The organism is Geobacillus vulcani PSS1, assembly GCF_000733845.1.
Taxonomy (GTDB): domain Bacteria; phylum Bacillota; class Bacilli; order Bacillales; family Anoxybacillaceae; genus Geobacillus; species Geobacillus vulcani.
This window is the reverse complement of sequence record NZ_JPOI01000001.1, coordinates 2315380-2332181: the sequence shown is the minus strand read 5'-3', so window position 1 is coordinate 2332181 and position 16802 is coordinate 2315380. Positions and strand designations below refer to the sequence as shown.

Below are 16802 nucleotides of genomic sequence, written 5' to 3'. Positions count from 1 at the left end.
TTTTTCTCCCCCTTCTCGCGGTGTAGGGCCGGTCAGTCGGCGGCCGGCCCCAACGTTTCATTTCGTTTTGGCGCGCCGTTCGCGCCCTTGCTGGCGGCGGCCAAACTGACGCCGTTTATTCCGCCACCCGCACCCATCGTTTCGTCCGGTGGCTTTCCAAAATGGCGTCAACGATCGTCATCGTATGATGGCCGTCGGCGATCGTCGCAAACGGCAGCTCGCCGAGCGCCTCGCCGCGCTGTTTCTGGCTGATGGCGCTGTAAAAGTCCAAGAACAAGTTTTTCAGCCCGTCCGGCCAGCCTTCTTCATGGCCGCCCGGGTAATGGGCGAGCGAGGCGGCGCGCGGCGACAAAAGCGCCGGGTCGCGGACGACTTCTTCGTTCGGGCCGTTGCGGCGCCCGACCCAAAGGCGGTTCGGGTGCTCTTGGTCCCAAGCGAGCGTCATGGCATCGGCGGCGATTTCAAAATACAGCCGGTTTTTCCGGCCGGCGCTCACTTGGGAAATCGTGAATGCGCCGTGGGTGCCGTCGTCAAAATGGACAAGCACGCTGCCGCCGTCCTCCGTATCAATCTGGACCGGTTCAGCGTCTTGAGCGCGTCCGGATGTGAACGTGCTTCCTTCCTGTTTCGGCTTGTAGCGAACCGGATGGACGGTGCGCAAATCGGCGAACACTTCGACGATGCGTTTGCCGAGCACGTATTGCACTGTGTCGCACCAGTGCGAGCCGATGTCGGCGATGGCGCGCGACGGGCCGTTTTGCGCCGGGTCAAGCCGCCAGTTGTAGTCGGTGTCATAAAGCAGCCAGTCTTGCACATAGCCGCCATAGACGAAATGAACGCGCTTCGCTTCGCGGGCGAGCCGCTCTTTCGCCTCAGCAACGAGCGGGTAGTGGCGGTAGTTGAAGCAGACAGCGCTCAGCCCCGGGCTTTTTTCCGCCAGTTGTTTCAGTTCGGCCGACTGCTCGCTGTCCATGGCGAGCGGCTTTTCCGACAACAAATGTTTCCCCGCCTCCAGCACGGCCTTGTTGATCGGAAAATGCAAGACGTTGCGCGTGCAGTTATGGACCGCTTCCACGTCCGGGTCATTAATCAGCGCTCGGTAGTCGCCGTATGCTTTCGGAATCCCGAACCGGCGCGCGGCTTCTTCCGCTTTTTCTTGGCTGCTTGAGGCGATGGCGACAATGTTCACCAACGGCAAGCGGCGGAGCGCCTCGATATGGGATGAAGCGGAAAAGCCGGTGCCGATGATGCCGACATTGATCGGTTTCACGGCGTCACTCCCCCTTGTTTCGCTTTGATCGGTTCCAGCGGCTTGACGTTGCCGAAGACGATTTCCCCGCGGTTGACCGGCGCGGCCCAGCGGACGGCGTTGGCGATCACTTTCAGCACGTCCGGGTGATGGTACGTCGGGTACGTTTCATGGCCAGGACGGAAGTAGAAAATTTTCCCCTTCCCGCGCGTGAACGTGCAGCCGCTGCGGAACACTTCCCCGCCTTCAAACCAGCTGATGAAAATCGTTTCGTCCGGCTCCGGAATGTCGAAAAACTCGCCGTACATTTCTTCCTGGTCGAGCTCGATGTACGGCCCGATCCCTTCGACGATCGGGTGGCCCGGGGCGACGACCCAGAGACGTTCTTTTTCATCGGCTTCGCGCCATTTCAAATTGCATGTCGTCCCCATCAGCTTTTTGAAAATTTTCGAGAAGTGGCCGGAATGAAGGACAATGAGCCCCATTCCTTCGAGCACGCGGCGGTGGACGCGTTCGACCACTTCATCTTTCACTTCATCATGGGCGATATGCCCCCACCAGATGAGGACGTCGCACCGGTCGAGCACTTCGTCGGTCAAGCCGTGCTCCGGTTCGTCGAGCACAGCGGTCGCCGTGTCAAACCCGGCTTCAGCCAGGTAGCTCGCGATAACGGCATGCATCCCTTCCGGATAAATCGCTTTGACTTGTTCATCTTTTTTTTCATGGCGAAATTCGTTCCAAACGACGACGCGGATCGGTGTGGTCATCCGTTCGCTCCCCCTTGTTTTTTCAGCCTGCCTGTACGCGGCTAGGCGGAGTGTTTTTTTGGAATGTTTCTCCATGTTCGCGACTCGTTGGGACTCCAGCGCGATTCATGGAGCGTTTCTCACCATTCGAGGCGGACTTGCCGACCTTGTTCAGACGATTCGTAAATCGCTTCCAACACTTTGGCGATCGTAAGCCCTTGTTCAGCGGTGCAAAGCGGCGGTGTGTTCTCGGCGATGCTCGTCAAGAAATGGTCAAGTAGCGCCACCCGTTCGCTTTGATCGTCAAAATGGAGCGTGACATCAGCCGGGACGCCGTATTCATTGCGGAACCATTTCACTTCTTGGCGGTTGCCGGCCACATTCCACTCCCAACGCACGCCGCCTTCCGTGCCGAGAAACTCGACATACGCCCGCTCTTCTTCAATGTGCGACGCCCAGCTCGTCTCAAGGAGCACCGTCGCGTCGTTTTCGAGCTGGATGAACGCGGAAGCAAAATCTTCGACCGTATACGCAGCGTTCGGCGCAAACGATGTCCCCGGCCATGCTCCTTGATGGCGCGGACCGAATTTGGCGTACGTTTTCCCGGTCACGGCAACCGGGTTCGGATTCCCGAGCAGCCAGAGCGTGACATCGAGCATATGGACGCCCAAATCGATGAGCGGGCCGCCCCCGGAGCGCTCACGGTCAAAAAACCATGCCCCCCATGCGGGAATGCCGCGGCGGCGCACCCAGCCTGTTTTCGCGTAATAAATCTCGCCGAACGCGCCGGATTGGATTCGCTCATGAAGCCATTGCGCCGCTTGGCGGAACCGGTTGTTCAGCGCTACCATAAACTGCTTGCCCGATTCATCGCGAGCGCGGATGATGGCGTCCGCCTCTTCCGCTTTGGTCACCATCGGCTTTTCGCAAAGCACGTGTTTTCCGGCCCGCAAGCTGTCGACCGACACTCGGGCGTGCAAAAAGTTCGGCACCGTGATGATGACCGCATCGACGTCCGGCGAGGCGAGCAACTCTTTGTAGTCGCTGTACACATCGCGAATGCCGTACGTTTTCGCTTTTTCCGCGGCTGCTTGTTCATTGACGTCGCAAATCGCTTGCAAAACGGTGCGCTCCGAAAGCTTTAGCGCCGCCTTGATGTGTTCGTTGGAAATCCCTCCGGCTCCAATCAAGCCAAGGCGGATTGGACGGTTGTTTTTCATCATTCTTCCCCCTTGCGTCGATTTGATCTGCGATTGCCGCCCAATGTAATCGATTACATCAAGCGACAAAAAATGATTCCTTGCCCCGCCGCTGGGAAGAAGCGCCTCCATGGCGCTTAGCGCTTCCCCCCGCACGATTCGCGGATAACGAGCTGATCAGGCAACACAAACTGGCGGCGTTCCACGTCATTTCCTTCAATCAATTGAAGCAACAGCTCCATCGCTTTTTGGCCGATCTCAAACATCGGCTGGGCGATTGTCGTGAGGCTCGGTTCAAAAATCGAGGCCATTTGAATGTCGTCAAATCCGACGACCGCCACATCGTCCGGAACGCGCCCGCCGCGATGGCGAACCGCTTTGATCGCCCCGATCGCCATCTCATCGTTGGCGGCGAAAATCGCGGTCGGCGGCTTCTCAAGAGCGAGCAGCTTCAACGTTACATTATATCCGGACTCATAGGTAAAATCGCCTTCCTGCACGAGCGCAGCGTCCTCCTCAAGCTCATGCTGGGCCAGCGCCTGTTGATAGCCGCGCAGCCGATCGCGGCTCAAAATGATGTTCATCGGCCCGGATAGGTGGGCGATGCGGCGATGGCCAAGGCGGATCAAGTGTTCTGTCGCCTTGCGGGCGCTGCTGATGTTATCGATCGAAACGGTCGGGATGTCCGTCCCTTCCAAATACTCGCACGCCAAGACGATCGGAAACTGCCGCGCCATCTCTTCCACCAGCTCTTTGCGGATGCGGGCGGTCAAAAAAATCATCCCGTCGACTTGCCGCTGCGGCAGCAAATTCAAATACTGCTCCTCAAGCCGGGCATCGTTTTGCGTATCGCCAAGCAGCACCTGATAGCCATGCTCGAGGGCGACCGCTTCAATGCCGCGCAACACCTTTGAGAAAAACGGATTCGTAATATCGGGCACAACGACAAGCACCGTTTCCGTCTCCATCCGCCGCAAATACCGGCCAAGCACGTTCGGCTGGTAGTTCAGCTCTTCAATGGCTTCGAGCACGCGCTGCCTCGTCTCTTCAGTGACGTTGCTCGCGTTGCGCAGCACGCGCGACACGGTGGCCGTCGATACGTTTGCCCGCTTCGCTACATCTTTTATGCTTGCCATCGGTGCAGTCCTCTCAGTTATGTAATCGATTACATCACCATCGTATCGAAAAGACTGGGCGGTTGTCAAGCATTGTTTTTTCGATCCGTCGATGAATCGATGCTTCCCACTCCAACCGCAAGCGTAGGCGGGACAGGGTTCAAATCTTCGTCTCTATAAAAGACGTATCACATGATGAATACGGGCATTGTCCAAGACTAGCGCCCCCCACTCTTTCGACAAGAACCAAAAGTTCGGGAGCGAATGTTTCTTTATTTCAGCCGTTTGTTCGAAAAGTACCGCACCCGCATCGTTCCGATCGCCGTCTTCAGCTATGATGCCCTCCGTGAGGAACCGTCCGTATTCTCGATCAAATTTCCCTTTGGCGATGTGCTGCAGTTTCGCTTTTTCCCCGTAGAGCTGCGCAAGAAACATTGGCGGGATTCTATTCGGCATGACAATTCGATTGCGGCTGCCCTTCTTGGCAAAATGGGGGTATACTGAAAGTGAGAAAATCGAGGTGAACTACTCCCACTTAGCTTTGCTTGAAGTGAGAGCTTCTCAGTTCCGCGACGAAAGCAACCTTTCGTCTCCCTGAGCGTGACTTCGGGTCGTCCCAACCCTAGATATCCGACATGACGGAAGTTCTTTTCTACCTTGGCTATTTTACGAGTGGAAGGAATCTGCTTGGTTCTCGCCTATTCATTTGTCCACTCAACCCCCATATAGCCACTTATCAAGAAACATATGATATATTCAATTTATCATAAGATTTGGCTAACGCCAACCGAAATTCATCTCCCACTGATCGTTGGGCTACGCCCTTCACACGCTTGAAGTGGGAGACTTCTTTCGGAATTATGTTAAAGCCCCACCTCTAAGCGAAGCGTAGGTGGTGGGTAGTTCACCCAAACCTATCCGACCATCCACACTGTAAGCAGACAAGGTAAAAGGGCGCCTTTGCATCGAAGCAAAGGCGCCGATCCGATATTACTCAAGCGCCTGGCGCGCACGGTCTTGCAGCATTTTCACCCCGGCCAGCGAGATCAAGCCCATGACGACGATATAGAAGGAGATGGCCGTTGCGCTGCCGTATTTATGCAGCAGCCACGTGCTCACGAGCGGCGCCGGACCGCCGGCGATGATCGATGCCAACTGGTAGCCGAGCGAGGCGCCGCTGTAGCGCAGGCGCGTCGGGAAGTTTTCCGCGATCATGGCCGCCTGCGGGCCATACAGCATGCCGTGGAACACCATGGCCACGACCGTCGCCAAAAAGATCAGCCCAACACTTTTTGTATTGACAAGCCAATAATACGGAAACGCCCAAAGCATCAACAAAATCGTTCCCGTCATATAGACGCGCCGCCGCCCCCACCGGTCGGATAAATGGCCGGAATAAACGATCGAGAGCGCGTTAATGATCGCGGCAATAATCGTCACATTGACGAAAATGCTTTTTTCCATCCCCAAAAATGTCGTCCCATAGCTGACGATAAACGTGACAAAAATGTAGAATGACCCGTTTTCAATCACCCGTGCAAGCGCCGACCAGAGAATTTCGCGTGGATGCTTGACCAGCACTTCGCCGACCGGCATCTTGCTCGTTTCTTGTTTTTTCATCGCTTCTTGGAACAGCGGCGATTCGAGCACTTTCAACCGGATATACAGCCCGACGGCGATGAGAAGGAAGCTGACGAGAAACGGAACGCGCCATCCCCACGCATAAAAGCTGTCGCCGCCTGCCGCCAACATGAGCGTCGTCACAAGGGAAGAGGACAACAGCCCGAACGGCACACCCATTTGCGGCAGCGAAGCCATCAACCCGCGCCGTTTGCCTTCTTCCCACTCCATCGCAATCAAAATGGCACCGCCCCATTCCCCGCCGACGCCAATGCCTTGAATCAGGCGCAGCGCAGTCACCAGCACCGGTGCCCACAGGCCGATTTGCTCATATGTCGGCATCAGGCCGATGAACGCCGTCGCCAATCCCATCAACAGCAAGGTGACGACCAAGGTCGCCTTGCGTCCGATCCGATCGCCAAAGTGGCCGAAAATCGCCGCCCCTACTGGTCTCGCAATAAACCCTAAGGCGAATGTCGTAAACGACTGCATGAGCGCTACATATGAATCATTTTGTGGGAAAAACAACTGTGGAAACACGAGAGCGGCCATCGTCCCATAAAGGAAGAAATCGTACCATTCAATCGTCGTGCCGACCACACTTGAAATCGCCGCCCTCTTTTTTTGGCGCTTCAATTCCGCCGCATCCATCATCGCTACGGCCATTCACAACACCCCTTTCACGCAATCAAACTGCGCGCATTTTATAGAAAAGGTCCATGAGCAACTTTACCCTCCACCCGGGCATGAAAATCACCACTCACCAACGTGGGATTTTCACGGAAATGGAAAAACAAATAGATGATAGCAAAAAAACAAACATAATGTTAGCGCTTCCAAAAACCGAAATGTCATGCATTCGTTTCTTTATCGGACCGCGACACCATGTCATAAGCCCGTCATGGAGCTTTCCCTTCCCGGGCAACAAGCACATGCACAACGGCATCGACGACCGTTTCTTCTCGTTGGTTGACGATCCGCTGATGCACCGTGACCAACCCCGCTCGCTCCCCCCGTACCGTCAGCTTCGTCACTTCTGATTCTACATAAATCGTATCGCCGATTTTCACCGGACGGACGAAACGGAGCGCATCAATCCCATAAAAGGCGAGCACGCATCCCGGCTCCATCACCCACAGCCCTGTCGCCGCCGACAGCGTCAGCATCCCATGGGCGATGCGCTCGCCAAATGGCGTCCGCTCGGCATATTGCCGATCCATGTGCAACGGATAAAAATCGCCGGAAACGCCGGCAAACTGAACAATATCCGCTTCGGTGATCGTTCGCCCGCGCGAACGGTGGCGCTCGCCAAGCACATACTGTTCAAACGGACGGTCAAATCGCACGCCTTCCCCTCCCCTTGACTGGTGCAAAAAAGAGGAAAAACAAATTCCACCCCCTTTCCGGCTGCCATCTCCATTTTTGTAAATATTCAGAATATTAATCGTGCATATCGTTGGCTTTTACGCATCCCTCCCCGCTAGACGTCTGCCATTAACATATGAACGGAGTGGAGCGGATAGAACTTTCTCTTTCTCTGTTTCGTGTTTCAACATTCGCATTGCCGCAAAAAACAAAAGGATGCTCACCTGGCATCCTTTTTCGAATTGATCCCTTATTCCTTTACCGAGCCGGACGTGAGCCCAGAGACGATGCGGCGCTGGAACAACAGCACCATGACGACGAGTGGGATCGTCACAATCACAGTGGCCGCGGAAATTTCGCCCCACGGGATCGTATACTGGCCTTGGAACATGGCAATGCCGACCGGGACAGTTTTGTATTTTTCCGCTGTATTGATCGTCAAGGCAAATAAAAATTCGTTCCATGCAGCAATGAAGACGAGAATGGACGTCGTAAACACCCCTGGCACCGCAAGCGGCAAAATGATTTTAAAATACGTCTGCATCGGCGTCGCCCCATCCATTTTCGCCGCTTCTTCCAAATCAAACGGAATCTTGCGGAAAAAGGTGACGAGCAGCCAAATCGACAACGGCAAAGCAAACGTCGTATACGGAATGATCAATCCCAAGTAGCTGTTCGTCAACCCGAACTTTTTCACAAACATGTAAATTGGTGAAATGGTGGCAATTTGCGGAAACATGGATACGGCCAGCACCAAGCCGAGAATGACCGTCTTGCCTTTAAACTCGAGGCGCGCAATCGCATAAGCCGCAAACGCGGCAACAAAGACCGTATACACCGTTGTAATGGTCGCCACGACCGTACTGTTCCATAAATAGCGCAAAAACGGGTAATTGACAAAGACCGATACATAGGACTTCAACGTCGGATGGCTCGTAAACCATTCAAACGCTTTGTCGCCAAACAATTCGCTGAGCGGCTTAATGGAACTAAGCAAAACCCATAAAAACGGAAACATCACAAAGAACACGAACAGAGCCAAAAACACATAAAAGAACGGACCGGCTTTTTTTTGCATGGTCTCACCTCTTTTCGTTATCGTTTGACGCTGGAGCCATCAGACAACAAATCTTTCCCAAGCCAGCGAATATAGATCATGGAAATCACCGCCACGCAGAGGAACACGATGACAGCAAGCGCCGATCCCGCGCCGAAATTCGTCTGCGAGAACATGACTTTATACGCTAAAATCGAAATCGTCTCCGTCGAGTTCGCCGGCCCTCCGCCGGTTAAGACGTAAATCAAGTCAAAGACGCGGAACGCATCGAGCGTGCGAAACAGCAGCGCGACTAAAATGCTTGATTTCAACAATGGCAGCGTGATTTTCGTGAATTGCTGCCATTTGGTCGCTCCGTCGATCGAGGCGGCTTCATACAACGAACTCGGGATCGTTTGCAGCCCGGCGAGCAACAAGAGCGCCATATAGGGGGTTGTCTTCCATACATCGGCAAAAATGACCGCAAACATCGCCCCTGCTTCCGTTGTCAACAAATCCCCCATTCGGTCGACAAGGCCAATCGTTTCGAAATATTTGGCGACAATGCCGTTTTGTCCATCGTATAAAAATTTCCACATGAGCGCAGATACAGCGGTAGGAATCGCCCACGGAATCAAAATCGTCGCCCGCACCAACCCGCGGCCAAAAAAGGCCTTATTAATGAGCAACGCAATTCCAAGCCCTAACACGAGCTCAATGGCGACCGACACCACCGTAAAGAACGTCGTATTCCATAACGCTTTCCATAAGCGCATGTCACTGAAGCTGTCCTTATAATGCTTGAGGCCGACAAAGTTCGGCTCGATCACAACCCCTTCGAGCCCTTCGGCCAAGCCGACGACTTTATCCGCTTGCCGCAGTTCGCCCGCTTTTTTCATCTCCTTGAGCGTCTGGACGACATCATGAACCGTGTCGGTCAGCCGCTCGGCCGTCTGTTTGTCCAGCTCGGCGATCTTCAGCTCATCGCTTGGCGTCCCAAAATTGTCGAGCACTTCGTTCACTTTGTCATATTGCTTCGCCACTTGATCGTCGGAACGGATCGCCGCGTCCAGTTTCGCGAGTTTTCGTTCGATTTGCGCCAATGTTTGTTTCGTTTGTTCATCCGCAGCCTCCATCTCCTGCTTGAGGGCGCTTTTGAGGAACGGATAGTTTTGTAGATATCCTTCCAGATCGAGGCTGTAACTCCAGTGAATCGACGATTTGGTCGGATCATTGAGCCGATAGTCGAACAAGCTGTAATAAAAGGACTGGATGACGGGCCAAATGGCAATCGCCAAAATAAGCAGCATGGCCGGCGCGACAAGCGAATAGCCCAACAGGCGCTCCATTCGCTTTTCATTCCTCATCGCTGTTCTCTCCCTTCTGCTTGGAAAAGGATATTAGCCTTCAGCACCGGGCAGACGACGGCCTGAAGGCTAATGAATCAAAAATGGTAAAATCAACATCGCGTTCTCTTTGTTTGGCTGATGGGGCATTGGCCGGCGTTGGGCCAGATTCGGGCCGCTGCCGAGCGCCGGCCAAGTCATTCTCCTTATTTATTCAAGGCTGCTTTCATTTCTTTTTCCATATTGGCCACGGCTTGTTCGACCGTCAGCTCCCCGGCCAGCGCTTTGGATACGTTAATTTGGATGATTTCCGAAATTTCCGGATAGTTCGGGACGACCGGGCGCGGCACAGCAGCGTTCAAGGCATTGACAAATCCTTCTTCCGCAAAGAACGGATTGGCTTTTAAGACATCCGGGTCTTTAAACAGCTCCGGAAGCGTCGGCGCTAAACCACCGTAAATCGCGGAAATTTTTTGCCCCTCCGGCCCCGTCATAAATTTGACAAATTCCCATGCTTCTTTCGGATGTTTCGAATATTTGTTGATCGCGGTCATCCAGCCGCCCAGCGCGGCAGCCGAACCTTTGTCCCCGGCCGGGAGCGGAGCCACGCCGACTTTGCCGACGATTTTCGATTGTTCTTTGTCATTCGCCAGCGCGTATTGATAAGGCCAGTTGCGGATAAACGGCGATTGCCCTTCAATGAACGCGGTATGCGATTCCGGTTCAGTGAAGGTGGTGATATTGCTCGGCACAACATCGGACTTGACGATTTCCACCATTTTCTTCAGCCCTTTGATCGTTTCTGGGCTGTTGATCACGACATTCCCGTTTTTATCGACGATTTGTCCGCCGTAAGAGGCGATAAATTCGACGGCGTTGCACACCAATCCTTCATATTGTTTGGCCTGCATCAAATAGCCGAATTTCGTGCCGCCCTTTCCTTTCAGCTCTTTCGCCTCTTTCAAGAGTTCATCCCATGTTTTCGGCACTTTGTCTTTCGGCACCAAGTCGGTGCGATAGAACAGCATGCCGGCATCAATGAACTTCGGCATCGCCCATTGCTTGCCATTGAAGTTGCCGGCCGCGAGCGCCCCTTGGTTGTATTTGCTCAGGTCAATGCCGTCTTTCTCAATAAAGCGGTCGAGCGGCAGCGTATAACCCGCTTGAGCAAACTCAGCCGGCCAAATGACGTCGAGATCCATAACATCGATTTCCGACGACTGCGCGTTTAACATCGTCACATACGCATCATGCTGCTTCCCGGTGTCAGCCGGCATTTCGCGAAATTCCACATCGATGTTCGGATGCGTTTTCTCGAACGCTTCGATGATTTTTTCAGTGGCTTTCGTGGAATCTTGGCCGCGGGCATAGACAATTTTCACGACTTTTTCGGATTGCCCTGTTTTCCCTTCTTCTTTTTTGCTGTCTTGGCCCGCATCGCTGGCGCTTTGGCCGCCGGAGCATGCCGCAAGCCCCATCGTAAGCGCTAACAAAAGCGCGGATGATTTCAAAACTTTTTTCATCTTTGTTTCTCCCCCTTTGCCTTTGTTTGAGTTGTCCAATCGTCAATTCACTTCTCGCATCAATGCGGCTTCGAACTGACGAACCACCTCCTTGATGAAACATCTACCGCTTTCCGCCTAGGCAACCATGGCTTCTTGTCTATACAAGATGCTTTGTAATCGATTACATCAAAGTGTCACATTCCCCTCGTTTTGCCGCTCCTTGCCGCCGATGCCACAGCTAGGGGCAAGGAACGCTTGGCGCGCCCGGCTTTTCCGCCAACGCCACCTGTCTAGGTCGCGTGCGCCTTCCGACTTTTTCGGATAAATTTTCTATGTAATCGATTACAAAATTATCTTACCTTGTTGCAAAATCGCTCGTCAAGTCCCTAAATTCTTTTTTTATCTTGCCAACAAAGAAAAAGGGGCTGAAACTCCATTATATGGTAAAACGAATGAAAAGCAGGACCCCTACAACAAGGTTTTTCTAATTGGGAAATGACATGGTAAAGCCGTATCCATGATGAAATCACCAGCCTCCTAGAAGGTCGGTGAAAAACCGCTGTCACACACGAATCGGCGGCATTTTCATTCAGAAAAGAAAGCTTACTCTGCAAGGTTTCTCTAATTGAGAAAAGAATGAAATCAGCAGTATTTTGCCTTAAATCACCAACCTTCTAGATACATGCCCGAAGTATGCCAAAATATGCCTCTCGTCCCTTTGATATATCAAGGGATTAGAGGCATTTTGTTTGTCTAGCCACTCTTGAACTCGGGGTCAAATGAGGCATAGATTTATTCCTGTTTTCTTAACTTGATGGCTATGGGGGTACCATGTTTGTCTCTTAGGGTATGGAAATCACTGTAATGGAAATGCTTATCTACAGTTTCATGTTCAAGTGACAAACCAAGGACTACCTATGGGATACGTGGTAACGGCGGCATCCTGTCACGATCGAACCGCAGCTGAAACCGTCATGACTCCAATTTCTCATCCCTATAACTTGGGTGACAAAGGATTCATCAGTAGTGAATGGCAAAAAAAGTTGTATGAAGGGTACCAAATCGCTTTTTGGACTCCATCTCGCAAAAATCAGAAACACCGCCCATCTGAATCATGGGAGAAATGGCTCAAACAAAAACGGAAAGTGATCGAAACGGTGTTCTCCGTCCTTATTGACCAGTATTGTATAGCAGACATTCGTGCGAATTCGATTTCAGGGTTTGAAGTGACACTCGACGGCATCTTGTTGGTGTATTCACTTGTAACACTCGGGCTAGTTGAGCGCTAGAGCTCAACTAGCACCACGGGTTCAATGATTTTTACTTCAACCCTATTCTTACTTCACCGTCATGAAATATCTCAATAACATATCCTGAAGATGGTGAAAATATCCATGTATCAAAACTTACAGCAGTAACATCATCTATAACTTCAAATACTTTATTTAACTCAGATTGAATGATAGGTAATGTCCCTTCATCCCAAATTACATATATAACGTTGCTGTATTCATCAATGTTTTGGTTCAAAAAGGAGATGATCTCATCAACTGTATTCACTTTAGCATGATAAGTCACTTTCTCCCATTCAATACGCCCCCACTCAGTAAATGGAAAAGAATTCTCAAAATCTCTTAGTACTTGTTCTCTCTCTCGATCAGATAAGACGTGTACATTCTCACCTAGTGCTTCAATACACTCATCTAATAAACTCATTCAAATTCCCCCTTATCTATTCAAATGTTTTAATAAAGATTTAAAGGTGCTTTCGTTACCCTCAAATGGAATAACGATTTTTCGAGCCCCTGATTCATAGAAAAGGCCCGGAACAAAAATCCGGGCATGCGCACTTTTACAGAAACTCCATTATAACCCATGTGACCGTATCCGTATGATTTCTACAATTCCCCCCAAGATATAATTACTACGTTACCTATGTTTCTGTAAATTAATTTAAATATTCATTTTCCCACTTTTCTTGTTTTTCCACAGGACTCATTTCTGAAAGATCGTCATATCCATAGTGGATTTTCATTCGGCCTGTGTTATCCAAAATGTAAGTTAAATTCGTCCATGGTTCTTGTTCTTTGAATTCTTCTCTTAATCTAGAAAAACAGCTATACAACTCATTTTCTAACCTATCAAATTCATTCTCATCAACATCAAATAAATCTGTTATATCAAGGCTATATACCGGCTCTCCTTCTTTTTCTGGATAATAATAGAAAAAGATTTTTTTATAACCTTCTCTAAATTCGGCGTATAACAGGATTTTTCTCCATGCCTCAGGAATCATATTAACTAATATATCTGCAATTTGTTGGTATATATATTCCATTTTATACGTTTCCATCTTACTTACCTCCTGAATAGTTAATTAGTCTCTCCGAATATTTTTTACCATTTATGGAGTAGTCGATTTTAAATTCTTTCGGTCTAACCGATTGTCCCTCATATATAGGCTTCACCCTAATCGTTACCTCTTTCCCCTCTTCTAAAGCTTTTTTCCATGTATTCTCTAGAGTTTTATACTCACTCCTATTTAGTGTAGCATTCATAGGTACTAAGTTATCAATATCGCCAGACCCTTTAAATATACTTGCTATTAAATGACCACCTTCATCGTTTGATAGTCTATCTTCCCTTCCTACTACTTTTTGAGCGTACGAATTTCGGTTGGTTTTTCCTAACTCTAATTTAGCTTCAACACTAGAAATACGTCCCCTATCATCAGTAGTATATCTATATCCTTCTTTTGTTGTATACCCTACATTTGGCTTTAAGGTTTTTTTACGATTAACCCTTGTGTATTGTTCACCATATTTAACATTCTCTATTTCCTTAACCGCTTTCTCCGAGACCCCTTCGCCCCGGCTCATTCGCTGGTACAGTTCGTTCGCGTGTTGGACGAAGTGGGAGCTTCCTGTTGTCGCTAAAGTGGCTCCATGAGTGGCTCCGGCAACAGCGATGGCAGTGGCTGGAGCTCCGACCGCCGCTCCTACTCCCGTGCTGCTAAGGGCGATTCCGGCTGCGGCTAAAGGGATGGCCCCGGCTGTTTCGATTACTCCGGCTACAGTCGATACCGCGTGTCCCGTCATTTGCCCCCATTCGTAGGCGACGGGATGCGGACTGTGATAAGGACGGTGTGCCAGATTGTATGTCACGTCCTGTAAAGCCGCATCTCCCGCTCCTCTCACAAACTCCACTGTGCTTTCAATGGGGTGTTTGGTCAATCCATGCCATGATTTTTGTGCATTCTTCGCTACTTGCCGAGCCGTTTGTTCGACTTTTTCTCCTGCATGTATTATACCATGAACGGTCTGTTTTGCGATATGCCCTGCTTTCTGTTCTATTTTGTGTGCGCCACGATCAGAGGTTTTCGCTAAAGCTTTGATTTCTTGTCCGAGTTTGTGCTCTATGTGGTGAGCCGCTCGATGAATCGCCTTCTCGGCCTTTTTTACATCGTGGGCCACATGCTGTACAGCTTGTTCCGCTTTCTTTTCTGCATGCTGAAATACTTCCTTGGCCTTATGGCCGATATGCCCCGCGTCTTTCGCTACTTCTTTGGCTGCGCGTTCAACTCTCTTTTCAACCTGATGGACCGCTCGATGCACGGCCTTCTCGGCTTTTTTCACATGGTGTGCCGCATGTTTGATCACTTGTTCCGCTTTCTTTTCCGCGTGATGAAACGCTTCTTTCGCTTCGCGGCTGATGTGCACGACATCTTTCTTTACTTCCTTGGCCGCGTGTTCAACTCTCTTTTCAACTTGATGCACCGCTCGATGCACGACCTTCTCGGCTTTTTTCAAGTCGCTGGCCACGTGTTTGGCTGTATTTTCTATTTTTTTCTCTACATAGTGGCTCGCCTTGCGGTTGTGTGCGGCCTTGACGCTCTGGCATGGCTGTTCCCTTTCAAGCGAGGGCTTGAATCAACGCTTTACCGATCGAGCCGTGGGTTTTTGCGAGAAGTGTTTTTCCTTCTCCTCCTGCATCAACGTCCGTTGCTTTGGTTCACGATCCAAACCTATCACACGAGTCTCGTCTTAAAATTTTTATACTGCTAAACTTGACGGGTATGGGCTGAAACGTCCCCTCTATCACTTCCCGTAACCGGTGACCTTCTGTCCGGCCTTTCCCCGAAACGAGCGGCGTGCGCCCGTTTTTTATACCTCGACCGCCTTTCCTTCCTCAACGACATGATACAGCAAATGCGCCAAATGGTGAATCGGACCGTATTCCTCTTCGCCGTCTTCCGTCATTTCCTCTTCTTCCGCGAATTCGAGGTCGTTTAAGTAGAGCGCCATAAACTCATAAAAGTCTTTCAGCTCAAAGCTGTAGCACGCGCTTGGGTCTTCGCTGTCTTCTTCGTATTGAAGCATTAAATACGATACGTTGCCTTCGTTATCCTCAGCGTCGAAAAAGACAAAATAGCCGATGTTCGTGTCGAGGTCAAACAGATGCCGCGTCCCGCCTTCGGTCGCCTTGTCAAAATCCTCTTGGCTCAACTTGCCGACGTTCATCGCTTCCACATCATCTTCACGATGAAACTGGACCGTAAATGTTTTCACTGTCATTCCCTCCTCCAAAAATGCTTAATGAATACGTTTTGGACAGCCGTTCGAGCAGTTTCACCCCGGCTAGACTGTTCCCTTTGTCGTCAAGCGCCGGGCCGAAAATGCCGATGCCGCACCGCCCGGGCACGGCGGCGAGAATGCCGCCCGAGACGCCGCTTTTCGCCGGAATGCCGACCTTGATGGCAAATTCACCCGACGCATTGTACATGCCGCACGTGACCATGAACGTTTTGCAAATGCGGGCGACATCCAACGGCATGAGCGGTTTGCCCGAATGCGGATCGCGCCCGTCAAGCGCGAACACCAAGCCGATGCGCGCCAGGTCGATGCACGTCATTTCGATGGCGCACTGTTTCGTGTACAAGTCCATCAGCTCTTCGACATCTTCGTCAATCATCCCGTGCTGCTTGAGAAAGTAGCAAAGCGACCGGTTTAAAAACGCGGTTTCAAATTCGGAGCGGGCCACTTCGTCGGAGTACGAGATGTGTTCGTTGCCAGCGAGACGGCGGACAAACGCCAACAACCGTTTCAACCGTTCGGACACCGAGCTGCCTTCAATCATCGACGTGACGACAAGCGCGCCGGCGTTAATCATCGGATTCAGCGGCTTGGCAGGCTTTTCCTCTAATTTGGCAATGGAATGAAACGGATAATCCGTCGGCTCCATGCCGACTTTACGGAACACCTCATCCTCGCCGCGGTCGATCAAGACAAGGGCTAGGGCAAGAATTTTGGAAATGCTTTGGAGCGTCACTTTCACCGTCACATCGCCGGCGCTCACCACCTTACCGTCCGGGGTGTAAACGGCGACTGACAGTTCATTCGGATTCGCTTTGGCTAGAGCGGGAATATAATCGGCCACTTTGCCATAGCAGGCGTACGGCTTCGCTTCTTCGACAAAGCGGGCCAGTTCTTCTTGATTGTACACAAGCATCACCGATCGTTAGTATCGCCTATTTTTTCCGTTTCTATGCCCAAACGATTCAAACAGCGGCGGTTTCCGACGGGGGCGCTTTGCCCTCGCCAAGCGGACCGCCGGCAAAAAAC

The 16802-nt window shown here is 51.3% G+C and carries 14 protein-coding genes and 2 pseudogenes; 2 read left to right on the top strand and 14 right to left on the bottom strand.

Going from position 1 to position 16802, the window contains the following annotated elements:
* Nucleotides 1-115: 115 nt before the first annotated feature.
* From N685_RS0112650 to N685_RS0112635, 4 genes are all read right to left on the bottom strand, one after another.
* Nucleotides 116-1270, bottom strand: a complete 1155-nt coding sequence (locus N685_RS0112650; protein ID WP_031408862.1) for a Gfo/Idh/MocA family protein — start codon at nucleotides 1268-1270, stop codon at nucleotides 116-118.
* A complete protein-coding gene (locus tag N685_RS0112645) occupies nucleotides 1267-2016 on the bottom strand; it encodes a ThuA domain-containing protein (protein ID WP_031408860.1) in 750 nt (249 codons plus the stop codon). Before N685_RS0112645 ends, N685_RS0112650 begins: the two co-directional genes overlap by 4 nt.
* A gap of 119 nt (nucleotides 2017-2135) precedes the next feature.
* On the bottom strand, nucleotides 2136-3215 hold the full coding sequence (locus N685_RS0112640; RefSeq protein WP_031408858.1) for a Gfo/Idh/MocA family protein: 1080 nt from the start codon (nucleotides 3213-3215) through the stop codon (nucleotides 2136-2138).
* 116 nt (nucleotides 3216-3331) lie between these two features.
* Complete coding sequence (locus tag N685_RS0112635; protein WP_031408857.1) at nucleotides 3332-4330, bottom strand: LacI family DNA-binding transcriptional regulator; 999 nt, start codon at nucleotides 4328-4330, stop codon at nucleotides 3332-3334.
* Nucleotides 4331-4567: 237 nt separating this feature from the next.
* Between N685_RS0112635 and N685_RS19105 the strand changes: the two are divergent.
* Nucleotides 4568-4856 (top strand): annotated as a pseudogene (locus tag N685_RS19105) (DUF4351 domain-containing protein); the annotation flags it as partial.
* A gap of 443 nt (nucleotides 4857-5299) precedes the next feature.
* Here N685_RS19105 and N685_RS0112625 read toward each other — a convergent pair.
* The 5 genes from N685_RS0112625 to N685_RS0112600 form a co-directional block, all read right to left on the bottom strand.
* Nucleotides 5300-6595, bottom strand: coding sequence for an MFS transporter (locus N685_RS0112625; protein WP_031408853.1), 1296 nt, complete (start codon nucleotides 6593-6595; stop codon nucleotides 5300-5302).
* 233 nt (nucleotides 6596-6828) lie between these two features.
* A complete protein-coding gene (locus N685_RS0112620) occupies nucleotides 6829-7275 on the bottom strand; it encodes a MaoC/PaaZ C-terminal domain-containing protein (RefSeq protein WP_031408851.1) in 447 nt (148 codons plus the stop codon).
* Between the two features lie 269 nt (nucleotides 7276-7544).
* Nucleotides 7545-8372: a carbohydrate ABC transporter permease gene (locus N685_RS0112615; RefSeq protein ID WP_031408850.1), complete on the bottom strand. Its 828-nt coding sequence runs from the start codon at nucleotides 8370-8372 to the stop codon at nucleotides 7545-7547.
* Nucleotides 8373-8389: 17 nt separating this feature from the next.
* The gene (locus tag N685_RS0112610) at nucleotides 8390-9697 is read right to left on the bottom strand and encodes a carbohydrate ABC transporter permease (RefSeq protein ID WP_031408848.1); all 1308 of its coding nucleotides are present in this window, start codon (nucleotides 9695-9697) and stop codon (nucleotides 8390-8392) included.
* Nucleotides 9698-9882: 185 nt separating this feature from the next.
* Nucleotides 9883-11199 (bottom strand): ABC transporter substrate-binding protein, encoded by a 1317-nt coding sequence (locus N685_RS0112600; RefSeq protein ID WP_031408846.1) that lies wholly within the window; start codon nucleotides 11197-11199, stop codon nucleotides 9883-9885.
* A gap of 860 nt (nucleotides 11200-12059) precedes the next feature.
* Here N685_RS0112600 and N685_RS0112595 point away from each other — a divergent pair.
* Nucleotides 12060-12470: pseudogene (locus N685_RS0112595) on the top strand (IS982 family transposase); the annotation flags it as partial.
* Between the two features lie 31 nt (nucleotides 12471-12501).
* On the opposite strand, the gene N685_RS0112590 reads toward N685_RS0112595, so the two are convergent.
* The 5 genes from N685_RS0112590 to glsA all read right to left on the bottom strand — a co-directional run bounded on the left by N685_RS0112590 (nucleotide 12502) and on the right by glsA (nucleotide 16689).
* Nucleotides 12502-12897: a CDI toxin immunity protein gene (locus N685_RS0112590; RefSeq protein ID WP_031408842.1), complete on the bottom strand. Its 396-nt coding sequence runs from the start codon at nucleotides 12895-12897 to the stop codon at nucleotides 12502-12504.
* 232 nt (nucleotides 12898-13129) lie between these two features.
* Nucleotides 13130-13534 carry an immunity protein YezG family protein gene (locus tag N685_RS0112585; protein WP_031408841.1) on the bottom strand — a complete coding sequence of 135 codons (405 nt, stop codon included), beginning with the start codon at nucleotides 13532-13534 and terminating at the stop codon, nucleotides 13130-13132.
* A gap of 1 nt (nucleotide 13535) precedes the next feature.
* Nucleotides 13536-14990, bottom strand: coding sequence for a DNA/RNA non-specific endonuclease (locus N685_RS20075; RefSeq protein WP_237746899.1), 1455 nt, complete (start codon nucleotides 14988-14990; stop codon nucleotides 13536-13538).
* Between the two features lie 354 nt (nucleotides 14991-15344).
* Nucleotides 15345-15749, bottom strand: coding sequence for a hypothetical protein (locus tag N685_RS0112570; RefSeq protein ID WP_031408835.1), 405 nt, complete (start codon nucleotides 15747-15749; stop codon nucleotides 15345-15347).
* A complete protein-coding gene (gene glsA, locus N685_RS0112565; protein WP_051870818.1) occupies nucleotides 15718-16689 on the bottom strand; it encodes a glutaminase A in 972 nt (323 codons plus the stop codon). The genes N685_RS0112570 and glsA overlap by 32 nt, the downstream gene beginning before the upstream one ends.
* Between the last annotated feature and the right edge of the window lie 113 nt (nucleotides 16690-16802).

What these genes read in the sequence shown, in the direction of transcription:
- N685_RS0112645 (WP_031408860.1), bottom strand. Translation starts at nt 2,016, where the DNA reads ATGACCACACCGATCCGCGTCGTCGTTTGGAACGAATTTCGCCATGAA.
- N685_RS0112640 (WP_031408858.1), bottom strand. Translation starts at nt 3,215, where the DNA reads ATGAAAAACAACCGTCCAATCCGCCTTGGCTTGATTGGAGCCGGAGGG.
- N685_RS0112635 (WP_031408857.1), bottom strand. Translation starts at nt 4,330, where the DNA reads ATGGCAAGCATAAAAGATGTAGCGAAGCGGGCAAACGTATCGACGGCC.
- N685_RS0112625 (WP_031408853.1), bottom strand. Translation starts at nt 6,595, where the DNA reads ATGGCCGTAGCGATGATGGATGCGGCGGAATTGAAGCGCCAAAAAAAG.
- N685_RS0112615 (WP_031408850.1), bottom strand. Translation starts at nt 8,372, where the DNA reads ATGCAAAAAAAAGCCGGTCCGTTCTTTTATGTGTTTTTGGCTCTGTTC.
- N685_RS0112610 (WP_031408848.1), bottom strand. Translation starts at nt 9,697, where the DNA reads ATGAGGAATGAAAAGCGAATGGAGCGCCTGTTGGGCTATTCGCTTGTC.
- N685_RS0112600 (WP_031408846.1), bottom strand. Translation starts at nt 11,199, where the DNA reads ATGAAAAAAGTTTTGAAATCATCCGCGCTTTTGTTAGCGCTTACGATG.
- N685_RS0112590 (WP_031408842.1), bottom strand. Translation starts at nt 12,897, where the DNA reads ATGAGTTTATTAGATGAGTGTATTGAAGCACTAGGTGAGAATGTACAC.
- N685_RS0112585 (WP_031408841.1), bottom strand. Translation starts at nt 13,534, where the DNA reads ATGGAAACGTATAAAATGGAATATATATACCAACAAATTGCAGATATA.
- glsA (WP_051870818.1), bottom strand. Translation starts at nt 16,689, where the DNA reads ATGCTTGTGTACAATCAAGAAGAACTGGCCCGCTTTGTCGAAGAAGCG.